Raw genomic sequence first — 24,399 nt, forward strand, 5'->3', positions numbered from 1 at the left:
AATCAGGTAAAATTAACCGCACTTTAAAATACGAAAAGGAGATAAATCACCTTTATCTCCTTTAATCAACACCATCAATGTAACCCCGAAGAAACTTAACGCTGCATCGCTGCGCCCATTAACAACATAAAGATCACACCTTGAACTTGTTCTTCAGGCACAGGTTGACCATTTAATTTCAACTCCCCATTTTCCAGTACCAGTTTCATCACCACAGATTTTTCATTATTTACGGCAATGCCCTTGCTCGCCACTTCAGCTGCCATTTCCTCAATTTTAGCCTTAGTACTTGCTTTATCTTCTTCTGAAACAAACTTCATCATAAGATTCTCAGCCGTTGCTTTATCTACCTGAATATCAATAGAAAAATCCGTAAATTGTTGATATAAATGACTGCGCATAAAATCAAATTTAGGCTCTTTGGCTAAGGCTACATTCAGCTCTAATGCCACCTTTCCTTGGTCATCGGAAACTGAAATAGGATTAAATTTCAGCTGAGGTTGATGATTGAAAATCGCCATTCCATATTGCTTACCCCATGTTTCAACAATTTGGTTTAGCATTGAGATATTGCCGATACTTCCCTCTTTTAATACTTTAATGAGAGATTCAAACAACGCATTAATCGCATTGGCTTCAAGATGATTGAGTTCAAAATTGTAGGCTACTTTACCTAAGTTTTTACTATCAATGATGAAAGAATCTATATTATTTGTGCCTTTAAGACTTAAAAAATCGTTATCTAAAGTCACCTCTGATGTTCCTCTTACACCTTTTTCCATAAAAGATATTGCCGTTCCATTTTGAGCCAGATTCGTCATTTCGACACTTTCAATAGAGGATGTTCCTTTTCCCGTATAGAGGTATGCCCACTTCGTTGGTGCAAAAGTCGTACTAGACTTAATACCTTTCCACTGAAGTTTTGCTGATTCAAGATTATTTTCATCGCTAGGATTTTTTGTCTCAAATACCACATTATCAATTGAAGTATCATACATACCCGAAAGATCTTTATTGACCTCAAAGCCAATGACCACATCTGACCAAATCAATTTATTTTTGTCTGATTTAGGCCCTACAAACTCTCCGGCTAATACCTTCAGTGCGCCTTTTGTTGTTAAATCATAATTTGTTGAGGATTGATACTGAATAAGCTTATCTGATTTAATCACATCAAACAATGGTTGTGTCGTCTCATTTTTACCCATCGTGCCTTCTAAAGAAAACATTGTCGGCATCAAATTAAATTTAACCAATTGATTAAGAGGCAGCGGTCCATGATAAAGTGTCGTGGAAAAAGGAATTATCCATTGTTTTTCGTCCTGTGGTAACGTAATCACAGCCTCATCTTCGATTTGAGAACTAAAAAAACCACGTTCAAATTGCTTATTTTTAAATTCAACCTTGAACGTATCCGACAGCTCCAAAGTTTGAAACCTTTGATTTGCCTGATCAATTTGACGTTGATACGCCACCTCTGCTTTTTGACCGGTAAACCATGTTCCCCCCACCCAGGCAAGTGCAAGAACTGCCACAACACTCATCGCAATTTTTGATTTTTTCATCAGTTATCCTTTTGATTATAAAACATAAAAAACTTCGCCAATTCTACCTTACTTTTCTTTTTTATCCACTTGTTTATAAAAAAACATGCTTCCCCCTTGAAGTTTGATAGTTTGCTCTTATCTTGCAAAACAAGAACGGAAACAACCGCACTTTTATTGAGAAAAATAAAAAATTTTTTAATTTTCTCTTGAAATGCGAAGAAGTATCCACATCTTACAACTCGTAACAAATGACACTAAATTTAAAAATTTAATTAGGAGAACAAAATGGGAAAAATTATTGGTATTGACTTAGGAACAACCAACTCTTGTGTTGCTGTAATGGATGGTGACAAACCTCGCGTGATTGAAAACGCAGAAGGCGATCGTACCACGCCATCAATTATTGCTTACACAAATGACAACGAAACATTGGTCGGTCAACCGGCAAAACGTCAAGCGGTGACCAACCCGAAAAATACATTATTTGCGATCAAACGTTTAATCGGTCGTCGTTTTGAAGATGAAGAAGTAAAACGCGATATTGATATTATGCCATTTGAAATCACTCGTGCAGACAACGGCGATGCATGGGTAAATGTGAAAGGTGATAAACTGGCACCACCACAAATCTCTGCTGAAGTATTGAAAAAAATGAAGAAAACGGCGGAAGATTTCTTAGGTGAATCAGTGACAGAAGCCGTGATCACCGTTCCGGCATACTTTAACGATGCACAACGTCAAGCCACCAAAGATGCCGGTCGTATCGCTGGTTTAGAAGTTAAACGTATCATCAACGAACCAACTGCGGCAGCATTAGCTTATGGCTTAGATAAAGGTCAAGGCAACAAAACGATCGCGGTATATGACTTAGGGGGCGGTACCTTCGATTTATCTATTATTGAAATTGATGAAGTTGGCGGTGAAAAAACCTTTGAAGTATTGGCAACCAATGGTGATACCCACTTAGGGGGTGAAGACTTTGATACCCGTGTGATCAACTACTTAGTAGATGAGTTTAAAAAAGAACAAGGCGTAGATTTACGCAACGACCCACTTGCTATGCAACGTTTAAAAGAAGCAGCAGAAAAAGCCAAAATTGAGCTTTCTTCTTCACAACAAACCGATGTAAACCTTCCTTACATCACTGCAGATGCAACGGGGCCAAAACACTTAAACATTAAATTAACCCGTGCAAAATTAGAATCTTTAGTTGAAGATTTAGTAGCGAAATCTCTTGAGCCGGTTCGTACTGCATTAAAAGATGCCGGTTTAAATGCTTCTGAAATTGACGATGTGATCTTAGTCGGTGGTCAAACCCGTATGCCACTTGTACAACAAGAGGTTGAAAAATTCTTTGGCAAAGCACCACGTAAAGATGTCAACCCGGATGAAGCGGTGGCAATCGGTGCAGCCGTACAAGGCGGTGTGTTAGCCGGTGATGTGAAAGACGTATTATTGTTAGACGTTACCCCATTATCACTTGGTATCGAAACCATGGGTGGTGTGATGACTACCCTCATTGAGAAAAACACTACGATTCCGACTAAGAAATCTCAAGTTTTCTCAACAGCAGAAGATAACCAAAGTGCGGTAACTATCCACGTGTTACAAGGTGAACGTAAACAAGCGTCAGCAAATAAATCTTTAGGTCAATTCAACCTTGAAGGCATTAACCCAGCTCCACGTGGTATGCCACAAATTGAAGTAACCTTTGATATTGATGCTGACGGTATTATCCACGTTTCTGCGAAAGATAAAGGTACAGGTAAAGAGCAACAAATCACCATTAAAGCTTCTTCCGGTTTAAGTGATGAAGAAATTCAACAAATGGTGCGTGATGCGGAAGCCAATGCGGAATCTGATCGCAAATTTGAAGAATTGGTACAAGCCCGTAACCAAGCGGATCACCTTGTACACAGCACCCGCAAACAATTAGAAGAAGCGGGTGACAAAGTGCCAGCAGCAGATCGAGGTGCAATTGAAAGCGCATTAAGCGACCTAGAAACCGCGGCAAAAGGTGAAGATAAAGCAGCAATTGAAGCGAAAATCCAAGCCCTTGCAGAAGCCGCACAGAAACTTGCTCAAACCGCCCAACCACAAGGCGAACAAGCTCAAAGCAACAACAAACCGAATGATGACGTTGTTGATGCTGAGTTTGAAGAAGTGAAAGATAATAAATAATTAGTTTCTTAAAAAATGAAGGGTGTAAATTACACCCTTTCTTAAGAGTCCCAAATGATAAAATTCTTACCACATAAAACTAAAATTTTATTTTTAGATTTAGAATATTATGTTCCTGAAAATGATAGGGATAACCCTAATCCTGGAGGAATGTCATTTTCACCAACATCTCCAACCCATAAAGTAATTGGTGGGTGCTTTCAAATATATTACCCCATGAAAAATAGGCCAGAGTGCCAAATTCTTAGTTTTTGGGAATGGAAATTAGGTTCTGAAGAGAATATTATTAAAGAAATCTATAAAGTTTTTATAAGTTTGTGGAAAGGTATTCATAAATCTAATAATTGTGTTCCTATGTGTTGTGGTATTATTGGAATATCGCATAGTGATCTTCCAGTGTTATATACGAAAATGCTTCAATATAAATTAGATACCCCTGAAAATTTATTTTATTTGATATTTGGCACTAGACAATTAGATTTAAGTTGCATTGTCGCAGGTCAATTTACTTCCAAAAAACACAACTATTTCTTTTATCCGAAAACTAAATCTCAACTTTATCAAAAATATTTACCAAAAGCCAAACGTTCTGAACACGCCATATCCGTATGGAAATACTATGATGATCGAGCTTTTGAGGAAATTGAGCAAAGGACTAGACTGGAAATAATAGATAGCCTGAAGATTTATAAAAAGTTTTTTGAAAAAAGAATGGAAACAGAAAATATTCTTAATAATGCTAAAAAGCAATTAAAAACTAATAATCAGTAAAATTTATGGCAAAACAAGACTACTACGAACTTCTCGGCATCTCAAAAGGTGCGGATGAAAAAGAAATTAAACGAGCTTATAAAAAGCTTGCGATGAAATATCACCCCGACCGTACTCAGGGCGATAAGGAGAAAGAAGAAAAATTTAAAGAAATTCAACAAGCCTATGAAATCCTCAGTGATAAAGAAAAACGTGCTGCCTACGATCAATATGGTCACGCAGCCTTTGAGCAAGGTGGTTTTGGTGGCGGTGGATTCGGTAATGGGTTCGGCGGAGCTGATTTCGGTGATATGTTCGGCGATATTTTTGGCGATATTTTTGGTGGCGGTAGCCGTAGTCGTCAACGTGTCGTACGTGGTGAAGATCTACGCTATGACCTTGAAATCAGCTTAGAAGAAGCGGTAAAAGGCACCACCAAAGACATTCAAATCAACACACTTGCCCATTGCGATAACTGTGATGGCAGTGGCGCAGAAAAAGGCTCAAAAGTTGAAACCTGTCCAACCTGTCACGGAGCAGGACGTGTTCGCCGCCAACAAGGTTTCTTTGTATCTGAAAGTATTTGTCCGACTTGTCACGGCTCCGGCAAGAAAATTGAAAAACCTTGCCACGCTTGCCACGGAGATGGTCGGGTTCATAAAAAAGAAAGCCTTTCCGTTAAAATTCCGGCAGGGGTGGATACCGGCAACCAACTTCGATTGGCAGGTAAAGGTGCCGCAGGCGAAAACGGTGCACCGGCGGGTGATTTATATGTTGTGATTCACGTAAAAGATCACCATATTTTTGAACGGGACGGCAATAATCTTTATTGTGAAGTACCGATTAGCTTTGCTACCGCAGCATTGGGTGGTGAAATTGAAGTCCCAACCTTAGACGGTCGAGTAAAACTCAAGATTCCTGCCGAAACCCAAACAGGAAAATTATTCCGTATGCGCGGCAAAGGTGTAATGTCTAATCGTAGTGGCTATGCAGGCGATTTAATCTGCCGTATTGTGGTCGAAACACCGGTGAATTTAAACACTAAACAAAAAGAATTATTGAAAGAACTTGAGGAAAGTTTTCAGGGCAAAGAATTAAGCAAGCACAGCCCGAAATCTTCCGGTTTTTTAGATGGTGTGAAAAAATTCTTTGATAATCTGGGTAAATCCGATAAATAAAAACTTGACTAAAAAAGCCCGCACTTTGCGGGCTTTTTCATTTTGGCTGCGATAAAAAGTGCGGTGATTTTTGACCACACTTGATGATTTAAACAGAATTACACCACGATACAAATATGGCTTTGTCTATGCATATGGAGGCGGTATTACCCCTACATTTCGTTGAGTCTACAACGCAATCTCATCCAAAGATCGTCCAAAACTTGGCATAAAGACTTGTAAGAAGTAATCCATTTCTTGGGTATGCCATTGTTGCATTAGGGTTTCTAATCTTGTTTTTGCGGCTTTAAATTCTTGATTGCCATTGTCTAGTTCAAATTGTGCTTTAATATAAGCACAAATTAAATCCGCCTGTTTAACCAAATGTTTTTCCTCATCAGAAAAAGTTTCACTGTCTAAATAGGGCGCAAAATCACCTTGCAGTTCTTGCGGTAAAAGGCTGATTAAATGTAGCTCTGCCGCACTCTCAATTTGTTTATAGGCTTGGGTAATTTCAGGGTTGAAATATTTTATAGGGGTGGGTAAATCACCGGTAAAAATTTCTGACGTATCGTGATACATTGCCATCACAGCAATTCTTTCAGAATTCATCTTACCACCAAAAAATTTATTTTTGATAATTGCCAGTGCTTGTGCGACAAATGCGACTTGCAGACTATGTTCTGCAAGATTTTCTTTTTCAATATTACGCATTAGCGACCAACGTTGAATCAAACGTAGGCGATCCAGACAAGCAAAAAAGTGACTGGTTTTAATTTCCATATAACCTCTAATTAGAAGGTAATTCTTCCACGACCAAAGGTAAATCAAACACTTTCCCTAAACGCATCACCGTCACCGTCACTGTCGTATTCGGCGGAGTATTAGAGATAATTTGCATCATTTCAGTGGTTGAAATTGCCTCTTGATTATTAAGCTTTAAAATCACATCGCCCACTTGAATACCTGCTTTGGCTGCGGGGCTATTGGCACTCACCCCGGTGATTAAAATTCCTTGCTCTGTACTGGCACTAATCTCACTTTGTACGCCAAAATAACCGCGAATCACTCGCCCATCACGAATAATTTTATAAAGTACATCATTGGCGATATCCATTGGAATAGCAAAATTCAGTCCTTCTGCGATTTCATTTGAGGTTTTGCCTATACTCAATGTACTAATTCCCACCAATTCACCGGCAGAATTGATCAAAGCCCCGCCAGAATTTCCTCGGTTAATCGACGCATCTGTTTGAATAAAATTTTGTCTGCCAAGGGAATCCCCCACAGCACTACGCCCTACCGCACTAATGATGCCTTGGGAAACACTTTGTCCAAGATTATAAGGATTACCGATTGCGAGAGCGACATCTCCGACATGAACTTGGCGCGTTGAATTTTGTGGGATCGTAGCAAGATTATCGGCACGAATTTTTAACACGGCAAGATCCGTTAAATTATCCGAACCTATAAGACTTGCTTCATAAATATTGCCATTTTGTAATGCTACGACAATTTGATCAGCATTTTGAATCACGTGTTTATTGGTAAGAATATAGCCATCTTTACTCATGATCACACCTGATCCCAAATTGTTGACTTGTAATTGATCACTATCATTAATGCTAGCGGAAGAAAAAGATCGGTTATAGACATTCACCACTGCCGGGGAAGCAATACGCACAGCGTTTTTGAAGGACACAATATCGTCCGAAGTAAAAATACGACTTGAATTTAATCTGGGAACGGCAAAGAGAATAACACCTGCTGCGGCAAGCCCCCACAGGGCGGAATGAAAAAGTTTTTTGAACATTTAAGATCCTTTTGGCGTGTAAATGAGCTTTATATCCTCGCCAATTTGTTGAAATTCGTTAAGCTGCCATACCGGAGCATCAGATAACCATTCTAAATGAGGTAACTGACATAAACCACGTGCTTGATCGCCTAATAATTTCGGTGCCATATAAATAATTAATTCATCTACTAGCTTCTGCTCGATCAAACTACCGGCTAAATTTGCCCCAGCTTCTACCCAAAGAAGATTAATTTGGCGTTTACCTAATTCAAGCATTAGCGCCTGTAATAAGTTTTCTTTAGGCAAAACAATTTGTTCACAAAAAGAGGGAAAAGTAGAAAGATCTCTTTCCTGACTAGAAACCAACCAGACCGGTGATTCAGTCTGAAATAATCGATGTGTCGGTTGAATACGATGTTGAGAATCTAAAATAACCCTAACAGGCTGACGTACTGTTTCTTTGGGATAATCTGCTTTGAGATCATCGGTAAAATCTTCCCAACGCACATTTAAACTCGGATCATCGGCTAAAACTGTTTCAGAGGTCGATAAAAGTGCGGATGATTTAGCCCGCATTTTTTGCACATCAGAACGGGATTCCCCGCCTGTAATCCATTTACTCTCACCGCTTGCCATTGCAGTTCTTCCATCAAGGCTCATTGCCAGTTTTAATTGGATGAAGGGAACACCTTGACGCATTCTCTTTAAAAAACCTTTATTGAGCTTTTCTGCGGAATCTTCAAACAAATTGACCGCACTTTCAATACCGGCCTCAGCCAATAAGCGCAATCCTTTCCCCGCTACCTGTGGATTTGGATCTTGCATTGCCGCAATAACTTTGGCGACCCCCGCATCAATCAAACCTAATGCACAGGGCGGCGTACGCCCATAGTGAGAACAAGGTTCTAAGGTGACATAAGCAGTCGCCCCTTTTGCCTTTTCACCCGCTTGTGCCAATGCCATCCGCTCCGCATGAGGTTGCCCGGCTTTAAAATGAAAACCTTCCCCCACAATTTCACCGTTCTTAACCAAAACACACCCTACGGCAGGATTAGGTGCTGCGGTATAAATTCCTTTCGAGGCTAAGGCTAATGCACGTTGCATAAATTGATGATCTTGCTCGGTAAACTGATGAGACATAATTAATCCTTCAAGCTTTCAATTTCTTTCGTAAATTGGTTGATATTATCAAAACTTAAATATACCGAAGCAAAACGAATATAAGCGACTTTATCCAACTCTTTTAGTGAGCTCATCGCTAATTTCCCGACTAATTGGCTCGGCACTTCACGCTCACCGGTAGCACGCAATTGCAAAATAATATGGCTAATGGCTTTTTCCACATCATCCGAACTCACCGGACGTTTTTCTAGCGCATGTTGAATGCCGCTACGAAGTTTCTCTTCATTAAAAGGCTCTCGAGATCCATCAGTTTTAATAATTTTAGGTACGATCAATTCTGCCGTTTCAAAGGTAGTAAAGCGTTCGTGACAGCTGCCACACTCACGGCGGCGGCGAACTTGATAACCATCGGAGACTAAACGGCTATCAATAACCTTCGTTTCTTCAGTGGAACAAAATGGGCAACGCATAGGGAATCCTCGTGAAAATGGGCGCTTATCTTAGCAAAAAAAGTCTATGTTGACGATTTACTTTGCTTTCCAGTGACTGATTTCTTATCTTCTTTTAGAAACAATAACCCAAACCAATCTGTCGTTTGTTTTAACAATGCCAATAAATGCTCTTGGTGTTCAAATTTTGTCGTTTGGGCAAGCATACGCATCCAATAGGGATCGGCTTTTTTGATATAGTTTCCTCGTTTTTCATCTTCTGCTAATTTTTGTAGTTTCATCAAAATTACATCAAAATCTACCGCACTTTCATCTTTTACAATGAAATCCGATATTTTCTCTATGGTTGGAACAGGCTGAATTTCTAGCTGGCTTTGTAAATAAGCCTGTACATAGATTTGCAACTGTGCCCATGCGGTTTCAGGCGTAACCTGAGGAAATTCGATTTCTTGGTCTTTTGTTATTAATTTTGGCGGTATTACATTTTCTTGCGTCACACATTGAATTAAATAATAAAGCCAAGGGCGAATACAATAGCGCTCTTTGTAGGTGGCAAAACGCCATTCAATCACCCGTTGCATTTCATTGAAAAGATTATCCATATAGCCAAACAAGCGAATAGGCTGCACTTTTCCTTGCCAAGTCACATTTACTATGAAGTCAATAGAACAATGAGATGGCTCTCCTAGATCAACAATTTTTTGTTTAAACGCCAACACGGTATCACGCACGATCTCAGCGGCGACCTGCCCAAATTGGGCACGAGGCAATATACCTTTCACAGCAGCTTGTGCAAAATATGCCTCAAATTGTTGTTCATCCGCATACACCAGATCATTATTGAGCTTATAGTTATCCAATCCGTCTAAGGTAAAATTTTCGCTATCAGCAATGCGATCATCTTCATCACGGAAATACACACCGAGTTGTTTTTCAAAGAAAAATTTTACGGGATTTTCTACAAATCCAACTAAACGTTCTAGCTCAATTTCCGTCACGCTTTCTCTATTGTCCATCACCGAAGCAAACTCTTTTTGCGCAACCTTCCCACCATTTTTTACCATAGGCAACCATTTCTTGGCAAAAGAGCGGTTGAAATCATCGTCATTGTTGAAATTGCTCGGGCTAAATGCGGTCATCGTATGCAGTTGAACCTGTAACTTCTGCTTATCCGTTTTATCTTGATTAATATAATCAAGCAGTTGGCTCACCAATACGGAAGGTTCCCTTTCTTGGTTATCAACAATTGAACGCCCGACATAACTGATATAGCAGTAATCACGTGCGGCAAGCAAAGCCTCAAGGAATAAATAACGATCATCATCACGACGTACACGGTCGCTTTTTTGATGATGATATTGCATCAAATCAAAGCTGTTTGGTGTTTGCGAACGAGGATAATCCGCCTCATTCATACCAAGCAAACACACCACTTTAAAAGGAACGGCACGCATTGGTAACAAGGTGCAAAAATTCACTTTACCGGCCAAAAATTTCAAACTATTCGGGCTTTCTTCCAATTTGCCGGTCATCACATCGGCTATCACTTCTGCTTGTAGCGCTAAATCAAAATGAAGTGAGGAGAGTTGCTGCACCACCTCATTAATTTTCTCTTGAATATAAAGTATCGTATCGTTGGTTTCTTCATTTTTTGCAAAAAAGTTTGCCAAAAGTGCGGTGAGTATTTCATGCCATTTTTCTATTGAATGGGATTCTTGAAGCATATCATGCCAATAAGACAGCTGGGTGAAAAAACGGGATAAATTCCCAACTAATAACCCTTTTAAACCATAACTACTATCAAACCCCAAACTATCTTGCCAAATCCCATGCTCTTCTCGCATCGCATAGCCTAATACCATACGCTCTAAACCGGCTTGCCAGGAATTGAAATTGATCCCGTCTTGGGTTTTCTTCAAACCAAAACGAATCCCCACCTCTGCTACCCACTCACGTACCAAAGGTAAATCAGAAAGGGCAATATCAAAACGCTCACGCAGTGCCGGAATATCTAATAAAGCCAGTATGGTTTCCGCAGTAAATGAGCTTTCTTTTAAACGCAATAATGTTAAATAGCAAGAAACCAACACATCGCTTTCCGATAATTTATTATCAGAAATAGAAAAAGGGATCTGTATTGCCTCCCCATTTTTCTGACCGAAAACCGCTTGAATATAGGGGGTATATTGATTAATGTCTGCGACCATCACCACTACATCTTTCGGGGTGAGCAAAGGATCTTGGTTGAATAAATGCAACAGATAGTCATACAGCACCTCAACTTCCCGCATAGCGCTATGGCAGGCATGCACCGTTAAAGAGCGGTCATTTTTTTCAAAATTTAAAGGCTGATTGTCTAAATGCAAAATATGAGATTGTAATTGTCCAAGCAATGTAGAGGCTGAAATTTCTTCATAAGCATTCACTGAATAAGTAGGCACCTTTTCTTCATCTCGAACCAATGCATAAAGAAAATCACGCCCCATTTTTCCCCAAGCCGCCAACAGTGGATTGCCAATTTGCAGATGTTCATTATGATAAGTTGTTTCTCCCCTCCCTTGTATCAAAGCGGAACATTGCGCTTCTGAAAAGAGCGGTTGAATTTCAGAGGAATTTTGATAGCTCCGGCGTGTACGGCCGGAAAGATAATCCATACGCAAATTACGGATATCCCCCCAATATTCTTGGCTAGGATTGTTAAAAAAGAGGTGAATATCCACTTCTGATGACATCGCTTGTAAAATAGACAAATAAGCAGCTGGTAATGCCGGAATACCAAAAATAAAAAGGCGACTTGGCAATTTTTTCGGCTGATTTTTATTATTTAATAAGGTAAGAAATTGCTCATGCAAGGCAGCACGGTGGGTAGCATATTCTCCCATATCTGCTTTAATATCCGACACTAAAGCACGCCACAATGCCCCTTGCCACGCCACATTACCGAGAATTTGTTGTAACAAGGTTTCATTTAAATGAGCTTGTTGTGCCTTAATTTGTGTGGCAATAAGCTCATCTTCTCCTTTTTCCCAAGCAAAAATCCATTCGGGACGATAAACCAAATATTGGTCAAAAAGATCGGCGATCTTGCGGCTTAATTGATAACGTTTATATTGTTCGGAATACGGCGAAGAAACTAAATAATGACGTAGTGGTAAAAATTCTTCCCGTTCTAAAAAATCGGGCATAAGCTTCATTAAACGCCACATTATTGAATCTTTATCAAAAGGATTTTGCAAGGAAACAGAAGACAAATTATCTGCATAGAGCTGCCAAATAAAGGTTGCCGGCATGGGAAAAGCCAAATGAGCGGAAACACCATTTTTCTTTGCTAATTCCATCTGTAACCATTGTGCCATACCGGGGCTTTGCACCAAGATAATATCTTGTTGAAAAGGATCCTCTCGTGGAAGCGTTTTGAACAATTCGGCAAGAATATCTTTCTGTTTTTCAAGTTGATTGGAATAGTAAACGATAAACACGATGGCAACCTATCAAAGTAAGCAAAAATAAGGGCTAATTTTACCTGTTTTTTAATCATTTTTCAGCGAAAATTCCCCCATATGAGAGCGAATAACCACTTGATGACTTTGACATTGTATCTGAAACTGTGTGCCATTTTGTTTCACTTGTTGTTCACAAGGTAAACCTAAAAATTGCCGTTGCGCTTGATTTTCTGCAATCTGTAACGCTTGAAAATCATAATAAATTTTCACCGCATTTTGACGTTGATTTGTCGTCCAGCGATTAAATACGAGAAATAATATACTTAACACCATTAGTGTAAACATCACAGAAATCAGTGACATTCCCTTATTCGCTCGGGGTTTTAAAATCACTCCAACTTTTCTCCGCTAATTGCCATTTACTGTATTGATATACCAAGGGTTCAATGATCTTTTTGCTATAGGCAACGCTCACCCCTTCCAAAACAAGGTGTCCACCTGTAATCACTGCACCACTCACCCGACCTTTACCACGCAAGGTTAAATCCCCCTCCGCGACTAAAATTCCCAATACAGTGCCGTTCACGTCCCATTCTGCTTGCTTTCTTTGAAACCAATATAAGCGTGGCATTTTATTCTCAATGAAAGGATTCGGAGGCGTTAAAAAGTGCGGTCTAAATTCATCAAGATTTTCTAAGTGGATAAAGTTTGTCAATAAACCTTGATTGACGCCTTTCGTTGGAGGTTTCTTGAATATTCCAACACGTTGACACCATAAAGAATATTGAATGGCATCTTCGGCACCTTGCCTATTTATAGAAACTTGCCGAACCCGATCCGAATTATCCAAAGGCAATAATGAACAAACTTTCTGCTTCTCTTTCGATGCCATTTTTTGTAGTGCCACGGTTCGCTCCACATAATTTTTACGTTGCATTTGTTGAGCACGAAAAAAACTCAGCGTACTATCATCAAAAAATAACATTATCGTCAGTAACCCAGAAAGAAAGATCAAAATAGTGAGTGTCACAATCCCCTTTCTTCCCCGGAATAAAATCATTGATTCCACAATGCTACCACCATAGCCGTTTCATACTGAATCATTGGATACCTTTTTAAATGACCGGCAAGTTGAATCTCAACACCTTTTCTTTCTGCAATAAAATTAAACTGTAAACGGGTGATTTCATATTCCCGTTCATCAAGTAAATCCGTCCAGCCTCCTCCCGCCTTACAGGCTGTTTGCTGAAGTGCTTTTTGACATTCGGTTGATCGACACTTAGCATTGATCGCACTTTTATAAGTTTGTTTCGTTTCAATCATTTTGTTATTCAATTTATACCCGAAAAGCTCTTTTTCGATGCCTTTTGCCACATTCTGCCCCCTATTTAAACACGTATTTTTTGTGAATTTCTCACCTATGCATCCGTTTGCATTCAAATCGTAAAAGAATAAAACACAGCTATTTTGGGGTGCATTATCCGCTTGAGAAATAAAGAGCGCAGAGCCCTGCTTATCTAACTCAAACAAAAGAATATTGCTTTCTATTAACTTGCTATTTAGTGCCCGAAACCCCGCACGACGAAGATCTTTACCCATAAGCTGAATCGTTCGTTGCAACTCAGACTGAAGTCTCAATTTCAACAAAATCTGCTGATTTTGAACTTGGATATGGGTATAAAACTGTGAAATCACCCATAAAAGTGCCGATGAAATGGCCAGTGAAATCATTAATGCCAACAATGTTTGCCCTTTTTTCATCATGATCTCGTACAAGCACTGGCTGATTGATTTGGTTTCAATTTCAAACTGCCTACATTAAAGAAAGAAAATAATGTACGGTCATCGCCCACTTGTAATAAAAAACAGTTGGAATCTATTGTATTGCGTATGCCATTAAAACGAGCTATTTCTAGGGGGTAAATCTTTGGACTCATAATCGTTGTTTGATCCGCAAAGTAGGGATAGTAAAAATGTGCATAAACCTCTTTTGGGCAAACTGTCGGATTCAAACAATCACAAAGTTTGTCATTCTTTACCTGAGCGGTCATACACCAGCGCTTCGTGGTAGGATGACGATTTGCCAAAATAAACCAAATCTCAGAGGAATTTTCTGCCCTCCCCTGAATTTGTCGCAAAAATAAATAAAGACGATGTTGCTCTTTGGCTAAAATCATTTTCGGATTATCAGTTTGCCAAAAGGGAATCGTAAAACTCAATGTAATACTGATAATTGTCAAAGTGATTAATAATTCTAACAATGTCGCACCTTTTCGCATAAAACGCCCCTCATTTCAGCCGCACTTTAACGTTTTTTCTCACAGGGGCAACAATGCTGAATCATTTTTTCGATTCGGATCGCAAAACCTATGGTAAAGATAAGGAAAAAACCTTGTTTTATGATTTTCAGCTGGTTATTTTCACAAATGCCGCTATAATGGAGCGGAAATTTTTCAGTTCTTTAAAATCTGGTGGAATTATGAATCCAATGTTAAATATCGCCATTCGTGCGGCACGAAGAGCGGGCAATGTCATTGCTAAAAATTACGAACGCCGTGATACTATCGAAGCAACGCAAAAAGGCATTAACGATTATGTGACCAGCGTAGATAAACTCGCTGAAGCTGAAATTATTGAGATTATCCGCAAATCTTATCCCGATCACACTATTATCACGGAAGAAAGCGGCGCAATTGAGGGAAAAGAAACTGATATACAATGGATTATTGATCCGCTAGACGGCACTCGTAATTTTATGAATGGTTTGCCACACTTTTCCGTATCAATCGCTATTCGTGTAAAAAACCGCACTGAAGTAGGCGTGGTTTATGACCCAATACGTAACGAATTATTTACCGCTGTACGTGGTGAAGGCGCAAAATTAAACGAAGTACGCTTGCGTGTTGATGCCAAACGTGAACTTCAGGGCGCTATTCTTGCCACCGGATTCCCATTCAAACAACCAAAACTTATGCCAACCCAATTTGCCATAATGAATACCCTCATTGAAGATGCTGCGGATTTCCGCCGTACGGGTTCTGCCGCTTTAGATTTATGCTATGTAGCGGCAAGCCGTGTTGACGGTTATTTTGAAATGGGCATAAAAGCATGGGATTGTGCAGCCGGAGATTTAATCGTGCGTGAAGCCGGCGGCTTAATTTGCGACTTTGAAGCAGGTAATGGCTATTTACGCAGTGGAAATATCATTGCCGCCCCAACTCGAGTGTTAAAAGAAATGATAAATAAAATCCGCCCTTGCTTAGGTGCTAATTTTAAAAATTAAAAAACATTGAAAAAGACAACCGCACTTTTCACATCTCAAAGTGCGGTTATTTTTATCTTATTTTTTAATATATTTGGAAACAAGGATATTTTCCCTTAGCTGTTTTTTCTATTTCCCCATCGGATTAAACGCTCAACCAAATCCAACAACTCACTGCGTTGATCATTCTCTAATTCTTGCAGTAAACGTTCCAATCTGCGGGCTTGATCCATTGTGCGATTGCTACTGTCAATCACAAGATCAGCAACTTCACAATGAAAAATCTCTGATAGCTCTACCAAACGAAGAATTGTCGGCACGGTTTTCCCCCTTTCCATTCGCGATACCGCATCATTACTCATATCCAAAATTTCCGCTAATTGCGCCTGCGTTAATCCGGCAGCTTGACGATATTTCGTAATGGCACGACCAACAGTAAGCATTAATTCTTGTTTCTTGTCCGGCATTGCTTTCCCCTACATTGAAAGCAGCAATGATAAACCTTGACTTTCTCACATAAACAGCTTTTAATTCTATACCTAGGCTTAAAAAATCTAATTTAAATATAATAGCGAAAAAAACAAAAAAATTTTCGCTTGCGACACAACCTGACGCACAAGATCGGAACTTCTTTGCTAAATTATATATACCTATCCACAGCGATTTAAAAAAATGAAAAAGAATAACCAACTTGCACAACGTTTAGCACTAATATTAAGCAAACTTAATCAAGGGGTTCGTCTTGATGTTCAGCAATTATCTGAAGAATTTGGTGTTTCATTACGCACCATTCAGCGTGATATCAACCGCTTTGATTTTCTCGAATGGGAAGAAAAAGGCGCAAGATATTACAAAATAGGACAGCTTGCAGGAGGAGCCGTTGCAGGGGCAGCTGCCGCTTATGCTGTTTACGGTGGAGTAATGGCACTTGCTGCTGCTTCAACTGGCACGCCTATTGCCGCATTAGCTGGGGCTGTAGCTCATAATGCAGCAATGGCAGCAATTGGAGGCGGATCACTTGCAGCTGGTGGATTTGGTATGGCAGGAGGAGCAATGGTACTTGGTGCAGTAGTTGCCGCACCTATTATTGCTATTGCAGGTTTAGGATTTAATATGCATGCAGAAAAAGCCAAACAAAATGCTGTTGCTTATAAAGAAGAAGTCAATCAAGCTGTTGAGAAGATGAAACTTTCTATTGAACATTTAAATAAAACAAGTAGTTATGTCACAGATTTAATTGTTGAAATTAAAAGAATTGATGGTCAATTTAATCAATATTTTGACAAATTAAAATCAATTAATACGTTACTTAAAGATGGTACTTTAGATTTTGATTCGTTAAAAGACTCTATTTTACTTACCATCAATAATGGTTACATTCTTGCTGCTATCCTGACAGATATTATCACCACTCCACTATTTAAAGTGAAGAAAAATTCCTTTGATAAAATGGTCATGGATGGTGATCAACCTGTAATGGAATTAGATGAAAATGGATTACAAATTTTAAATAAAGAAGAAATGAAAACTGCTGTTCTAAAAGGTTCTAATGAAGAAATATCTAAAGCATTAAAATCTTAATAGCTCTCTAAATTAATAATAAAAACCCGATTATAAATTTTTTAATCGGGTTATATCAAAGGAGTATAACTATGGCATTTATTATTGCTGGTGTAGCTGCAGTTGCAGCTGGATATGGTCTAAAAAAAGTATTTGATGATAAAAATAAATCTGACATATCAAAAACGTATAATACTTTAAATGAATTAGGTAAAATCTTATTAGATTTGGGAGAAGATAGCACCAAATACATAAAGTTATCTAAAAGATTATCTGAGATAATAAATAAAGAAATATATACAGGGAACGATGAAAGAATATCAAAATTTGTTAGTTATTTCTCTAACAGAGATGATGTTTCTGAAAAAAATATTACTTTTGCTGTATGGGGGAGTGAAACCTTAAATTCATTGTCATTTATGCCTCTTATGCCTCCTAAAGAATGGGTTGATGAAAATGGACTAGAAGATATTTCAGTTGATAAATGGGCAAAGAAATGTATGGGATATAGAGAAATTTCTGATTCAGATATAAAAAAGCTTGCGAAATATATAGATAAGATTGAAATTATAAAAAAACAGATAGAGCAAGTTTATGAATATGTTAAATTTTATTCTAATTATCTAACTATAGTATTAACACGCAATGATTTAGATAATCATAAAGAAAGTATCGTAGAAGCGATTCATCAACGGCTCTGTGCTATGGATAGCTTAGTTGGAAGTCTCCCTCCAATAGATCTTTTAATTGAAGATAATATTGGCATAGCAGAGAATGCGATGAAAATGCGTATCCATCTAAATAATATGAACATATCAGTAAATAATTTTTCAAAAGAACTTTTTGAAAATTTACATATGGATAAATTATCTGATAAATAAATCATCTATCTATAATAGAGGTAAAAATGGAAAATTTAGTTATAAATAAAGAATTTGAATGGAATAAAGAGTTAGAAAAAACGGTTATTAATTCATTAGCTACCACATTTGGATTAGACTTCCTTCTTTTTGAGGATAAAAAAGGTGGAAATGTTGATACTATTTATAATGTAAGAAAAGGAACTTGGGCAACAGAAGAAGAAAAGCAAAAGTATGATAATAGAGAAGACTATAATCCTGAAATTTATCATAAACATGAGAACTATATTAAGAATAATAAAGAAATGTCTAATAATAAGAAGAATGGAGAAGTGGTAGATGCATACATAGGAGAGAATGTCCCAGTAAATGCAAAAATAGATCAAGATCATATAGTCTCAGCCAATGAGATACATAATGATCCAGGTAGAATATTGGCGGAGCTAAAAGGGGAAGATCTTGCAAATAGAGATGAAAACCTTGTTCCAGTAAGTAGCTCATTAAATAGATCTAAACAAGATATGTCATGAGTGAATTTATTAGTAAACTAGATGAAAAAATAGTAAATAAGAAGAAGGAGCTAGAGAAAATTAAGAATAGTCTAAATCAACTAGAGAATGAAACACCCCGTAATCAACATAAAATTAATGAAATACAAAAGAAAGTAAGAAATGCTGAAAAATATATAGAAAATCACCAAAAATTAAAAGAAGATCCAACTAAGGCATTAGAAGCAGATAAAAAGGCAAGAGAGATAATTAACAGAGAGATTAACTGGAGTTATTACACTAGTTCAAAATTTTTCAAAAATACAGCAAAAGAAGCCGGAAAAAAGGGTTTAAAAATGGGTGTTAGACAAGCCTTAGGCTTAGTATTAGATGAAATTTGGTTTGAATTAAGAGAACAAATTCCTAAACTTTATCAAAAATGTAAAAACAAATTTAATATACAGATTTTTCTTAATTCTATTCAAGAAACACTAAAAGGTATCTGGAAAAGAATTCAAGAAAGATTTAAAGATTTAAAGATTTACTTAATTCCTTTAAAGATAGTGTATTTGCAGGTGCATTATCAAGTGTTACTACAACATTACTTAATTGTTTTCTTACTACTGAAAAGCTGATCGGTAAAATGATCCGTGAGATATGGAATAGTTTAGTCGGCGTAATCAAGTTGGTTTTCTTTAATCCTAATAGACTGGCCATGGGAGATTTGCTTAAAGAAGCAATGCGATTACTAGGTTTAGGGGTATATACACTTGTTGGTACTTATATTCATACACACTTAAATACCCTATTGAACTTTCCATTAGGAGCAGAACTTTCATCTTTCGTTAGTGCAATAGTAACAGGCATATTAAATTTAGGATTTGTTTATTTCTTAGAACATAGTGAGCTAACAAACAAAGTTTGGACATTTCTAAATCAATTTAAACCTAAACTATTAATTGAACAAGGTATTGATTATATGCGGGAAGTCAATGCTGAATTAGATCGTTATCTTCTTGAATTATCTAAAATTGAGTTCAATATGAACCCATTAGAATTAAAGGAGTTCTCAAACAATCTAGATACGGCTAACAGCGAATTAGAGAAACATTTTATTTTAAAGGCAGAAGCCAATCGTAGAGGAATTGAATTACCTTATGACTCAGATAATCTCGAAAGTGTAAGAAATTGGTTGAAAAAGATAGGCAGCAATAAGAAATAATGGAAGTATCATCATTCCCCTGTACAGCCTGTGGCAAATGCTGTCGTCGCGTTAATTTAAGCAAGCAAACGAGTTTTCTTGATCGTGGTGATGGTGTTTGCCAATATTTTAATGAGAAAACTAATTTGTGTAATATTTATGAAACTAGACCACTTGTTTGTCGAGTTGAGGATTACTATAAAACATATTTATCTCATCTTTATGAATGGGATGAATTTGTTAAAGTTAATTTAGAAATTTGTAGAAATTTTAATAATGATTAATTTCAAACATAGAATAATTTTTTAATATATCCTCTCAGATTATTTATATCTTCCTAAACAAGGTATTTTATTATGTCAAAACAAAAAATTATAAAAAACAATATAATAAAATTATTTAATAAAATCATTTTATCATTAATTGTTATCAATGCCATTATAGTCGGTGTGGATACTTACCCTGCTCTATCTTATAAAATGGGTAATTATTTAACATTAATTAGCAATATTTGTTTAACTATTTTTGTTATAGAAATAATATTAAAAATTATTTTTATGCAAAAAAACTTTTTTAAAAACTGTTGGAATATTTTTGATTTTATAATTATCTTTATTTCTATACTTGCTGAATTTTCTCCGCTTTCCATTTTTAGAATTATTCGTGCCATTCGTATTCTACGTTTTTTATCTGTAATTCCTAAAATGAGGGTTATTACTCAAGTATTATTTAAATCAATTCATTCAATGCAAGGGATTGCAATTTTATTATGTATCGTATTATATGTGTATGCTGTATTAACTACACATTTATATAGTGATATATCCCCAAAATATTTTGGTAGTTTAACAGAAAGTTTTTATACTCTATTTCAAATTATGACTTTTGATAGTTGGTCATCAGGTATCGTTCGACCAATACTAAGCAGCTCCCCTTACGCTTGGATAACATTCATTAGTTTCTTACTTATTGCAAGTTACATTGTCCTAAATATTGGCGATTGGAATTATTGTTGATTGTATTACAGAAATCAAAGAATATGAGATGAATTTAAAAATTCAAGAAAAAGAAGATAAGCTCTTAGGAAAAATGAATATATTAGAAAATGAAATTAAAGAGTTAAAAGAACTTATTAAAAAAGGCTGTTAGCTCCAAAGTAGAATATAGCAATTAAAATTCCTTTAACTTAGTCAACCACTTAATTTTTTATTTTCCTCTGTGTTGAGATTCTATAAAAAACCGCACTTAGCCTTGAAATAAGAAATTCTTAGACAAAGTGCGGTCATTTTTTATCTGTTTTTATTCTGGGAAAATTTCTTCCAAAATTAGGGCTAGTCCATCTTCATTGTTGGTTGCGGTGACACGATTGGCTGCTTGTTTGATTTCTTCGGGGGCATTGCCCATTGCGACACCCAAACCTACATTTTCCAACATATCCAAATCATTAAAATTATCGCCAAAGGCGATGGCTTCTTCAATTTTGACCTGAAAATAATCCTCTAAGAAACGCACGGCACGGCCTTTTGTGGCAGATTGATGCATGACTTCTAAGAAATTCTGGTGAGAACGGCAGATACTTAAATGTGGAAAAGCCGCTTTTAAACGGTTTTCAACTTCAATGATTTCATCTGTTTCACCAATAATTTGAATTTTATGCGGAGAGTAAAGCGCACTTTCATCATAAGGATCAATTTGAATTTTCGTCACACTCTGCTCGAAAATAACCCATTTATTATTTATATCACGAGCCACACAATCATCATGAGTGTAGTAATTCACAGCTAATTCGGGATACTGTGCCAATAGTTGGTTAATTTGTTGAATATCTTCCACTGAAATATTCACGGAATAAAGTACATTAAGCTGACGATCTAAAATCAGCGCACCACTAAATGCGACAATGATATTGTAATGCTCAATTTGCTTGGCATAAGGCAAAATGCCTAGAGGAGAGCGGGCAGAAATAGGAACAAAAGGAATGCCCTTACGTGTAATACGCTGAATAGCGGCTAAGGTTCTTGGGGTGATTTTATGATCTGAGGTTAACAAGGTTCCATCAAAATCACTGAATACAGCTTTATACATACTTACTCCAAATTATTTTTCCGATAAATAAGGGTCGGCAAAACCTAAATTTTGCATAATCTGTGTTTCCAGGCTTTCCATTTCTTCGGCTTCATCGTCTTCAATATGATCATAGCCCAATAAATGTAAACTACCATGCACCACCATATGCGCCCAATGTGCCATAAGCGGTTTTCCTTGTTCTTTGGCTTCACGCTCCACCACTTGGCGACAAATCACTAAATCGCCTAATAAAGGTAATTCAACTGCATCAGGACATTCAAAAGGAAAGGAAAGCACATTTGTAGGACGATCTTTTCCACGGTAAGTGAGATTAAGTTCATGACTTTCTGCTTCATCCACAATACGCACAGTCATTTCCATATTCTCGCTTTCCGGTTGAACCGCTGCCGTTGCCCATTGAATAATTTGTTGTTCTGTTGGTAAATCTTGTATATTTTCTGTGGCGATCTGTAAATCAATTAACATACTACTCATGATTATTCTCCTAAATTCTCGGCTAAAATTGACCGCTCTTTTTCTCTCTCAATTTGACGTTGCTCGGCTAATTCCTTACGGCGGATTTCATCTTTTATTTCCCATGCTTCATAGGCTTGCACCACTTTCGCCACCACAGGATGACGCACAATATCTTGACTATCAAAATAATTGAAACTTAACTCAGGTACGCTTTCAAGCACTTCAATCGCATGGCGTAAGCCTGATTTAGTACTACGGGGTAAATCAATTTGCGTAATATCTCCGGTAATCACCGCTTTGGAATTAAACCCAATACGGGTTAGGAACATTTTCATCTGCTCGACAGTCGTATTTTGACTTTCATCTAAAATGATAAAGCTATCATTTAAGGTTCTTCCCCTCATATAGGCTAAAGGCGCAATTTCTATTACATTGCGTTCCATCAGTTTCTGTACACGTTCAAAACCCAACATTTCAAACAATGCATCATACAGTGGTCGTAAATAAGGCTCAATTTTTTGCCCTAAATCCCCCGGTAAGAAACCTAGTTTTTCCCCCGCTTCAACTGCCGGACGGGTTAATAATATACGGCGAATTTCTTGTCGCTCTAACGCCTCCACCGCTGCAGCTACGGCTAAAAAAGTTTTTCCCGTACCCGCAGGCCCAATACCAAAACTAATATCATGGGTTAAAATGTTATGTAAATATTGAATTTGATTTTCACCACGTGGCTTAATCACGCCACGTTTCGTTTTTATCGTTGTGCTGTAAACTTTACTTTCTGTTCGTGTTAATTCCGATTGGGAAAGCATTCTGCTTTCTTGTAGAGCAATGTGCACATCCTCTAAATCCAATTCATTCACTTTCCCTTTAATCGGGGCTGTTTCCACATATAAATCTTGAATTAATTTGACTGCACTTTGCATAAGTTTTTCGTGCTGAGGCTTTGGATTATCTTCATTTGATTTGAGGGTAAAAGTGAAATTATTGCGGGCGATGTTCAAATTAAACGCTTTTTCGATTAATCTAAGATGCTCATCAAATGCACCACAAAGAGATTGAAGACGTGTATTATCTTGAGGTTCTAGGGTGAATGTTGCCATTAATATTTAACGTTGAGTGATTTAAATTTGGGCTATTTTAGCTTAATCTGATTCTATTTACATCAGCTACCTAAAAGTGATCAGGTTTCTCTTTGCTTTAATCAATTCCTTTTAAACCATTGCTTGAAAAGTGGGGAGTATTGTCTTATAAAAAACCTGCACCTTAATCGGTTATCCTTCAGGCAACCTTTAGGTGCAGGGAAATTTTCTATTTAACAGCACGTCTCATTCGGATGTTCAACATTTCTACAATTGCAGAGAATCCCATTGCAAAGTAAATGTAACCTTTTGGAATATGAATATCGAGACTTTCTGCAATTAAGCTCATTCCAACCAAAATCAGGAAAGCTAAAGCGAGAATTTTTAAAGTTGGGTGGGTATCCACAAAATCACCGATTGGTTTTGCAGCAAACATCATCACACCAACAGCAATAACAATTGCTAAAACCATTACAGGTAAATGCTCTGCCATACCAACAGCAGTAATAACAGAATCAAGAGAAAACACAATATCCAGTATGGCTATTTGAATCAATACGCCAAAATAGCTGACTTTCTTTTGATTGTCATTCTCATGATGTTCTTCAGGATGGAGAGCTTCCTTAATTTCCCCGATACTTTTCACAATCAAGAATAAGCCACCCAAGAATAAAATTAAATCCCGTCCGGAAATCTCTTGATTAAACAAAGTAAATAGCGGTTCAGTTAATTTCATCATCCAAGTCAGCGACATCAAAAGTAAAATCCGCGTAATCATCGCTAAAGATAAACCGATAACCCGACCGGATTGACGTTGATTTGCCGGTAAACGCCCCACTAAGATACTGATAAAAATAATATTATCGATCCCCAAAACAATTTCAAGTGCGGTTAATGTTGCAAGAGAAAGCCAAGCTTCAGGGTCCGAAAGCCATTCAAACATAATGTGTCCCTATAA

At 37.4% G+C, this 24,399-nt stretch carries 27 protein-coding genes; 12 read left to right on the forward strand and 15 right to left on the reverse strand.

Translation table 11 applies throughout. From position 1 onward, the window contains the following. Positions 1–95: 95 nt before the first annotated feature. Positions 96–1,565 carry a YdgA family protein gene (locus BKK54_RS02035; RefSeq protein ID WP_077541035.1) on the reverse strand — a complete coding sequence of 490 codons (1,470 nt, stop codon included), beginning with the start codon at positions 1,563–1,565 and terminating at the stop codon, positions 96–98. A 267-nt stretch (positions 1,566–1,832) separates the two neighbouring features. On the opposite strand from BKK54_RS02035, the gene dnaK reads away from it, so the two are divergent. Genes dnaK through dnaJ form a run of 3 tightly spaced genes read left to right on the forward strand, consistent with a single transcriptional unit; the run spans position 1,833 to position 5,656 of the window. Beyond that, positions 1,833–3,728, forward strand: a complete 1,896-nt coding sequence (gene dnaK, locus BKK54_RS02045) for a molecular chaperone DnaK (protein WP_077541039.1) — start codon at positions 1,833–1,835, stop codon at positions 3,726–3,728. A 54-nt stretch (positions 3,729–3,782) separates the two neighbouring features. Continuing rightward, on the forward strand, positions 3,783–4,499 hold the full coding sequence (locus BKK54_RS02050; protein WP_077541041.1) for a hypothetical protein: 717 nt from the start codon (positions 3,783–3,785) through the stop codon (positions 4,497–4,499). Between the two features lie 5 nt (positions 4,500–4,504). Then, positions 4,505–5,656, forward strand: a complete 1,152-nt coding sequence (gene dnaJ, locus BKK54_RS02055) for a molecular chaperone DnaJ (RefSeq protein ID WP_077541043.1) — start codon at positions 4,505–4,507, stop codon at positions 5,654–5,656. Positions 5,657–5,824: 168 nt separating this feature from the next. On the opposite strand, the gene yfbR is transcribed toward dnaJ, so the two are convergent. The 9 genes from yfbR to BKK54_RS02100 are packed head-to-tail and all read right to left on the reverse strand — an operon-like array spanning position 5,825 to position 14,723. After that, on the reverse strand, positions 5,825–6,418 hold the full coding sequence (yfbR, locus tag BKK54_RS02060) for a 5'-deoxynucleotidase (RefSeq protein ID WP_077541045.1): 594 nt from the start codon (positions 6,416–6,418) through the stop codon (positions 5,825–5,827). Positions 6,419–6,425: 7 nt separating this feature from the next. Next, positions 6,426–7,448, reverse strand: a complete 1,023-nt coding sequence (degS, locus tag BKK54_RS02065; RefSeq protein ID WP_077541047.1) for an outer membrane-stress sensor serine endopeptidase DegS — start codon at positions 7,446–7,448, stop codon at positions 6,426–6,428. Further along, positions 7,449–8,570: a bifunctional diaminohydroxyphosphoribosylaminopyrimidine deaminase/5-amino-6-(5-phosphoribosylamino)uracil reductase RibD gene (ribD, locus tag BKK54_RS02070; protein WP_077541049.1), complete on the reverse strand. Its 1,122-nt coding sequence runs from the start codon at positions 8,568–8,570 to the stop codon at positions 7,449–7,451. A 2-nt stretch (positions 8,571–8,572) separates the two neighbouring features. Then, the gene (gene nrdR / locus BKK54_RS02075) at positions 8,573–9,022 is read right to left on the reverse strand and encodes a transcriptional regulator NrdR (protein WP_077541051.1); all 450 of its coding nucleotides are present in this window, start codon (positions 9,020–9,022) and stop codon (positions 8,573–8,575) included. Positions 9,023–9,066: 44 nt separating this feature from the next. Further along, positions 9,067–12,480: an exodeoxyribonuclease V subunit gamma gene (gene recC, locus BKK54_RS02080; protein ID WP_077541053.1), complete on the reverse strand. Its 3,414-nt coding sequence runs from the start codon at positions 12,478–12,480 to the stop codon at positions 9,067–9,069. Between the two features lie 51 nt (positions 12,481–12,531). Then, complete coding sequence (locus BKK54_RS02085; protein WP_244153086.1) at positions 12,532–12,807, reverse strand: DUF5374 domain-containing protein; 276 nt, start codon at positions 12,805–12,807, stop codon at positions 12,532–12,534. A gap of 4 nt (positions 12,808–12,811) precedes the next feature. Continuing rightward, positions 12,812–13,504, reverse strand: a complete 693-nt coding sequence (locus BKK54_RS02090; protein ID WP_077541054.1) for a DUF2572 family protein — start codon at positions 13,502–13,504, stop codon at positions 12,812–12,814. Beyond that, positions 13,501–14,208, reverse strand: coding sequence for a PulJ/GspJ family protein (locus tag BKK54_RS02095; RefSeq protein WP_077541056.1), 708 nt, complete (start codon positions 14,206–14,208; stop codon positions 13,501–13,503). The genes BKK54_RS02090 and BKK54_RS02095 overlap by 4 nt, the downstream gene beginning before the upstream one ends. After that, complete coding sequence (locus BKK54_RS02100) at positions 14,205–14,723, reverse strand: prepilin-type N-terminal cleavage/methylation domain-containing protein (protein WP_077541058.1); 519 nt, start codon at positions 14,721–14,723, stop codon at positions 14,205–14,207. The genes BKK54_RS02095 and BKK54_RS02100 overlap by 4 nt, the downstream gene beginning before the upstream one ends. 200 nt (positions 14,724–14,923) lie before the next feature. Here BKK54_RS02100 and suhB point away from each other — a divergent pair, with 200 nt between their 5' ends. Then, the gene (gene suhB, locus BKK54_RS02105; RefSeq protein ID WP_077541209.1) at positions 14,924–15,727 is read left to right on the forward strand and encodes an inositol-1-monophosphatase; all 804 of its coding nucleotides are present in this window, start codon (positions 14,924–14,926) and stop codon (positions 15,725–15,727) included. Positions 15,728–15,822: 95 nt separating this feature from the next. Here the strand turns inward: suhB and BKK54_RS02110 are convergent, their stop codons facing one another. Beyond that, complete coding sequence (locus BKK54_RS02110; protein ID WP_077541060.1) at positions 15,823–16,173, reverse strand: helix-turn-helix domain-containing protein; 351 nt, start codon at positions 16,171–16,173, stop codon at positions 15,823–15,825. A 205-nt stretch (positions 16,174–16,378) separates the two neighbouring features. Here BKK54_RS02110 and BKK54_RS02115 point away from each other — a divergent pair, with 205 nt between their 5' ends. The 8 genes from BKK54_RS02115 (at position 16,379) to BKK54_RS11715 (ending at position 20,964) form a co-directional block, all read left to right on the forward strand. Beyond that, positions 16,379–17,287, forward strand: coding sequence for a DeoR family transcriptional regulator (locus tag BKK54_RS02115; RefSeq protein WP_077541062.1), 909 nt, complete (start codon positions 16,379–16,381; stop codon positions 17,285–17,287). Positions 17,288–17,358: 71 nt separating this feature from the next. Beyond that, a complete protein-coding gene (locus BKK54_RS02120; protein ID WP_077541063.1) occupies positions 17,359–18,147 on the forward strand; it encodes a hypothetical protein in 789 nt (262 codons plus the stop codon). Between the two features lie 26 nt (positions 18,148–18,173). Further along, positions 18,174–18,656, forward strand: coding sequence for a hypothetical protein (locus tag BKK54_RS02125; protein WP_077541065.1), 483 nt, complete (start codon positions 18,174–18,176; stop codon positions 18,654–18,656). Then, positions 18,653–19,249, forward strand: a complete 597-nt coding sequence (locus tag BKK54_RS02130) for a hypothetical protein (RefSeq protein ID WP_077541067.1) — start codon at positions 18,653–18,655, stop codon at positions 19,247–19,249. Before BKK54_RS02125 ends, BKK54_RS02130 begins: the two co-directional genes overlap by 4 nt. A gap of 8 nt (positions 19,250–19,257) precedes the next feature. Continuing rightward, complete coding sequence (locus tag BKK54_RS02135; protein WP_077541069.1) at positions 19,258–19,836, forward strand: hypothetical protein; 579 nt, start codon at positions 19,258–19,260, stop codon at positions 19,834–19,836. Next, a complete protein-coding gene (locus BKK54_RS02140) occupies positions 19,836–20,099 on the forward strand; it encodes a YkgJ family cysteine cluster protein (protein ID WP_077541071.1) in 264 nt (87 codons plus the stop codon). Before BKK54_RS02135 ends, BKK54_RS02140 begins: the two co-directional genes overlap by 1 nt. Positions 20,100–20,171: 72 nt before the next feature. Then, positions 20,172–20,831 (forward strand): ion transporter, encoded by a 660-nt coding sequence (locus BKK54_RS02145; protein ID WP_077541073.1) that lies wholly within the window; start codon positions 20,172–20,174, stop codon positions 20,829–20,831. Continuing rightward, positions 20,809–20,964, forward strand: coding sequence for a hypothetical protein (locus BKK54_RS11715; protein WP_158074608.1), 156 nt, complete (start codon positions 20,809–20,811; stop codon positions 20,962–20,964). The genes BKK54_RS02145 and BKK54_RS11715 overlap by 23 nt, the downstream gene beginning before the upstream one ends. Positions 20,965–21,114: 150 nt before the next feature. Here the strand turns inward: BKK54_RS11715 and BKK54_RS02150 are convergent, their stop codons facing one another. From BKK54_RS02150 to BKK54_RS02165, 4 genes are all read right to left on the reverse strand, one after another. Then, a complete protein-coding gene (locus tag BKK54_RS02150) occupies positions 21,115–21,900 on the reverse strand; it encodes a Cof-type HAD-IIB family hydrolase (protein WP_077541075.1) in 786 nt (261 codons plus the stop codon). Positions 21,901–21,912: 12 nt separating this feature from the next. Then, positions 21,913–22,377: an rRNA maturation RNase YbeY gene (gene ybeY, locus BKK54_RS02155; protein ID WP_077541077.1), complete on the reverse strand. Its 465-nt coding sequence runs from the start codon at positions 22,375–22,377 to the stop codon at positions 21,913–21,915. Positions 22,378–22,379: 2 nt separating this feature from the next. Then, complete coding sequence (locus BKK54_RS02160) at positions 22,380–23,462, reverse strand: PhoH family protein (RefSeq protein WP_077541079.1); 1,083 nt, start codon at positions 23,460–23,462, stop codon at positions 22,380–22,382. Between the two features lie 208 nt (positions 23,463–23,670). Next, positions 23,671–24,384, reverse strand: coding sequence for a TerC family protein (locus BKK54_RS02165; protein WP_077541081.1), 714 nt, complete (start codon positions 24,382–24,384; stop codon positions 23,671–23,673). Positions 24,385–24,399 lie beyond the last annotated feature (15 nt).

It is taken from the genome of Rodentibacter genomosp. 1, assembly GCF_001999285.1.
GTDB lineage: Bacteria > Pseudomonadota > Gammaproteobacteria > Enterobacterales > Pasteurellaceae > Rodentibacter.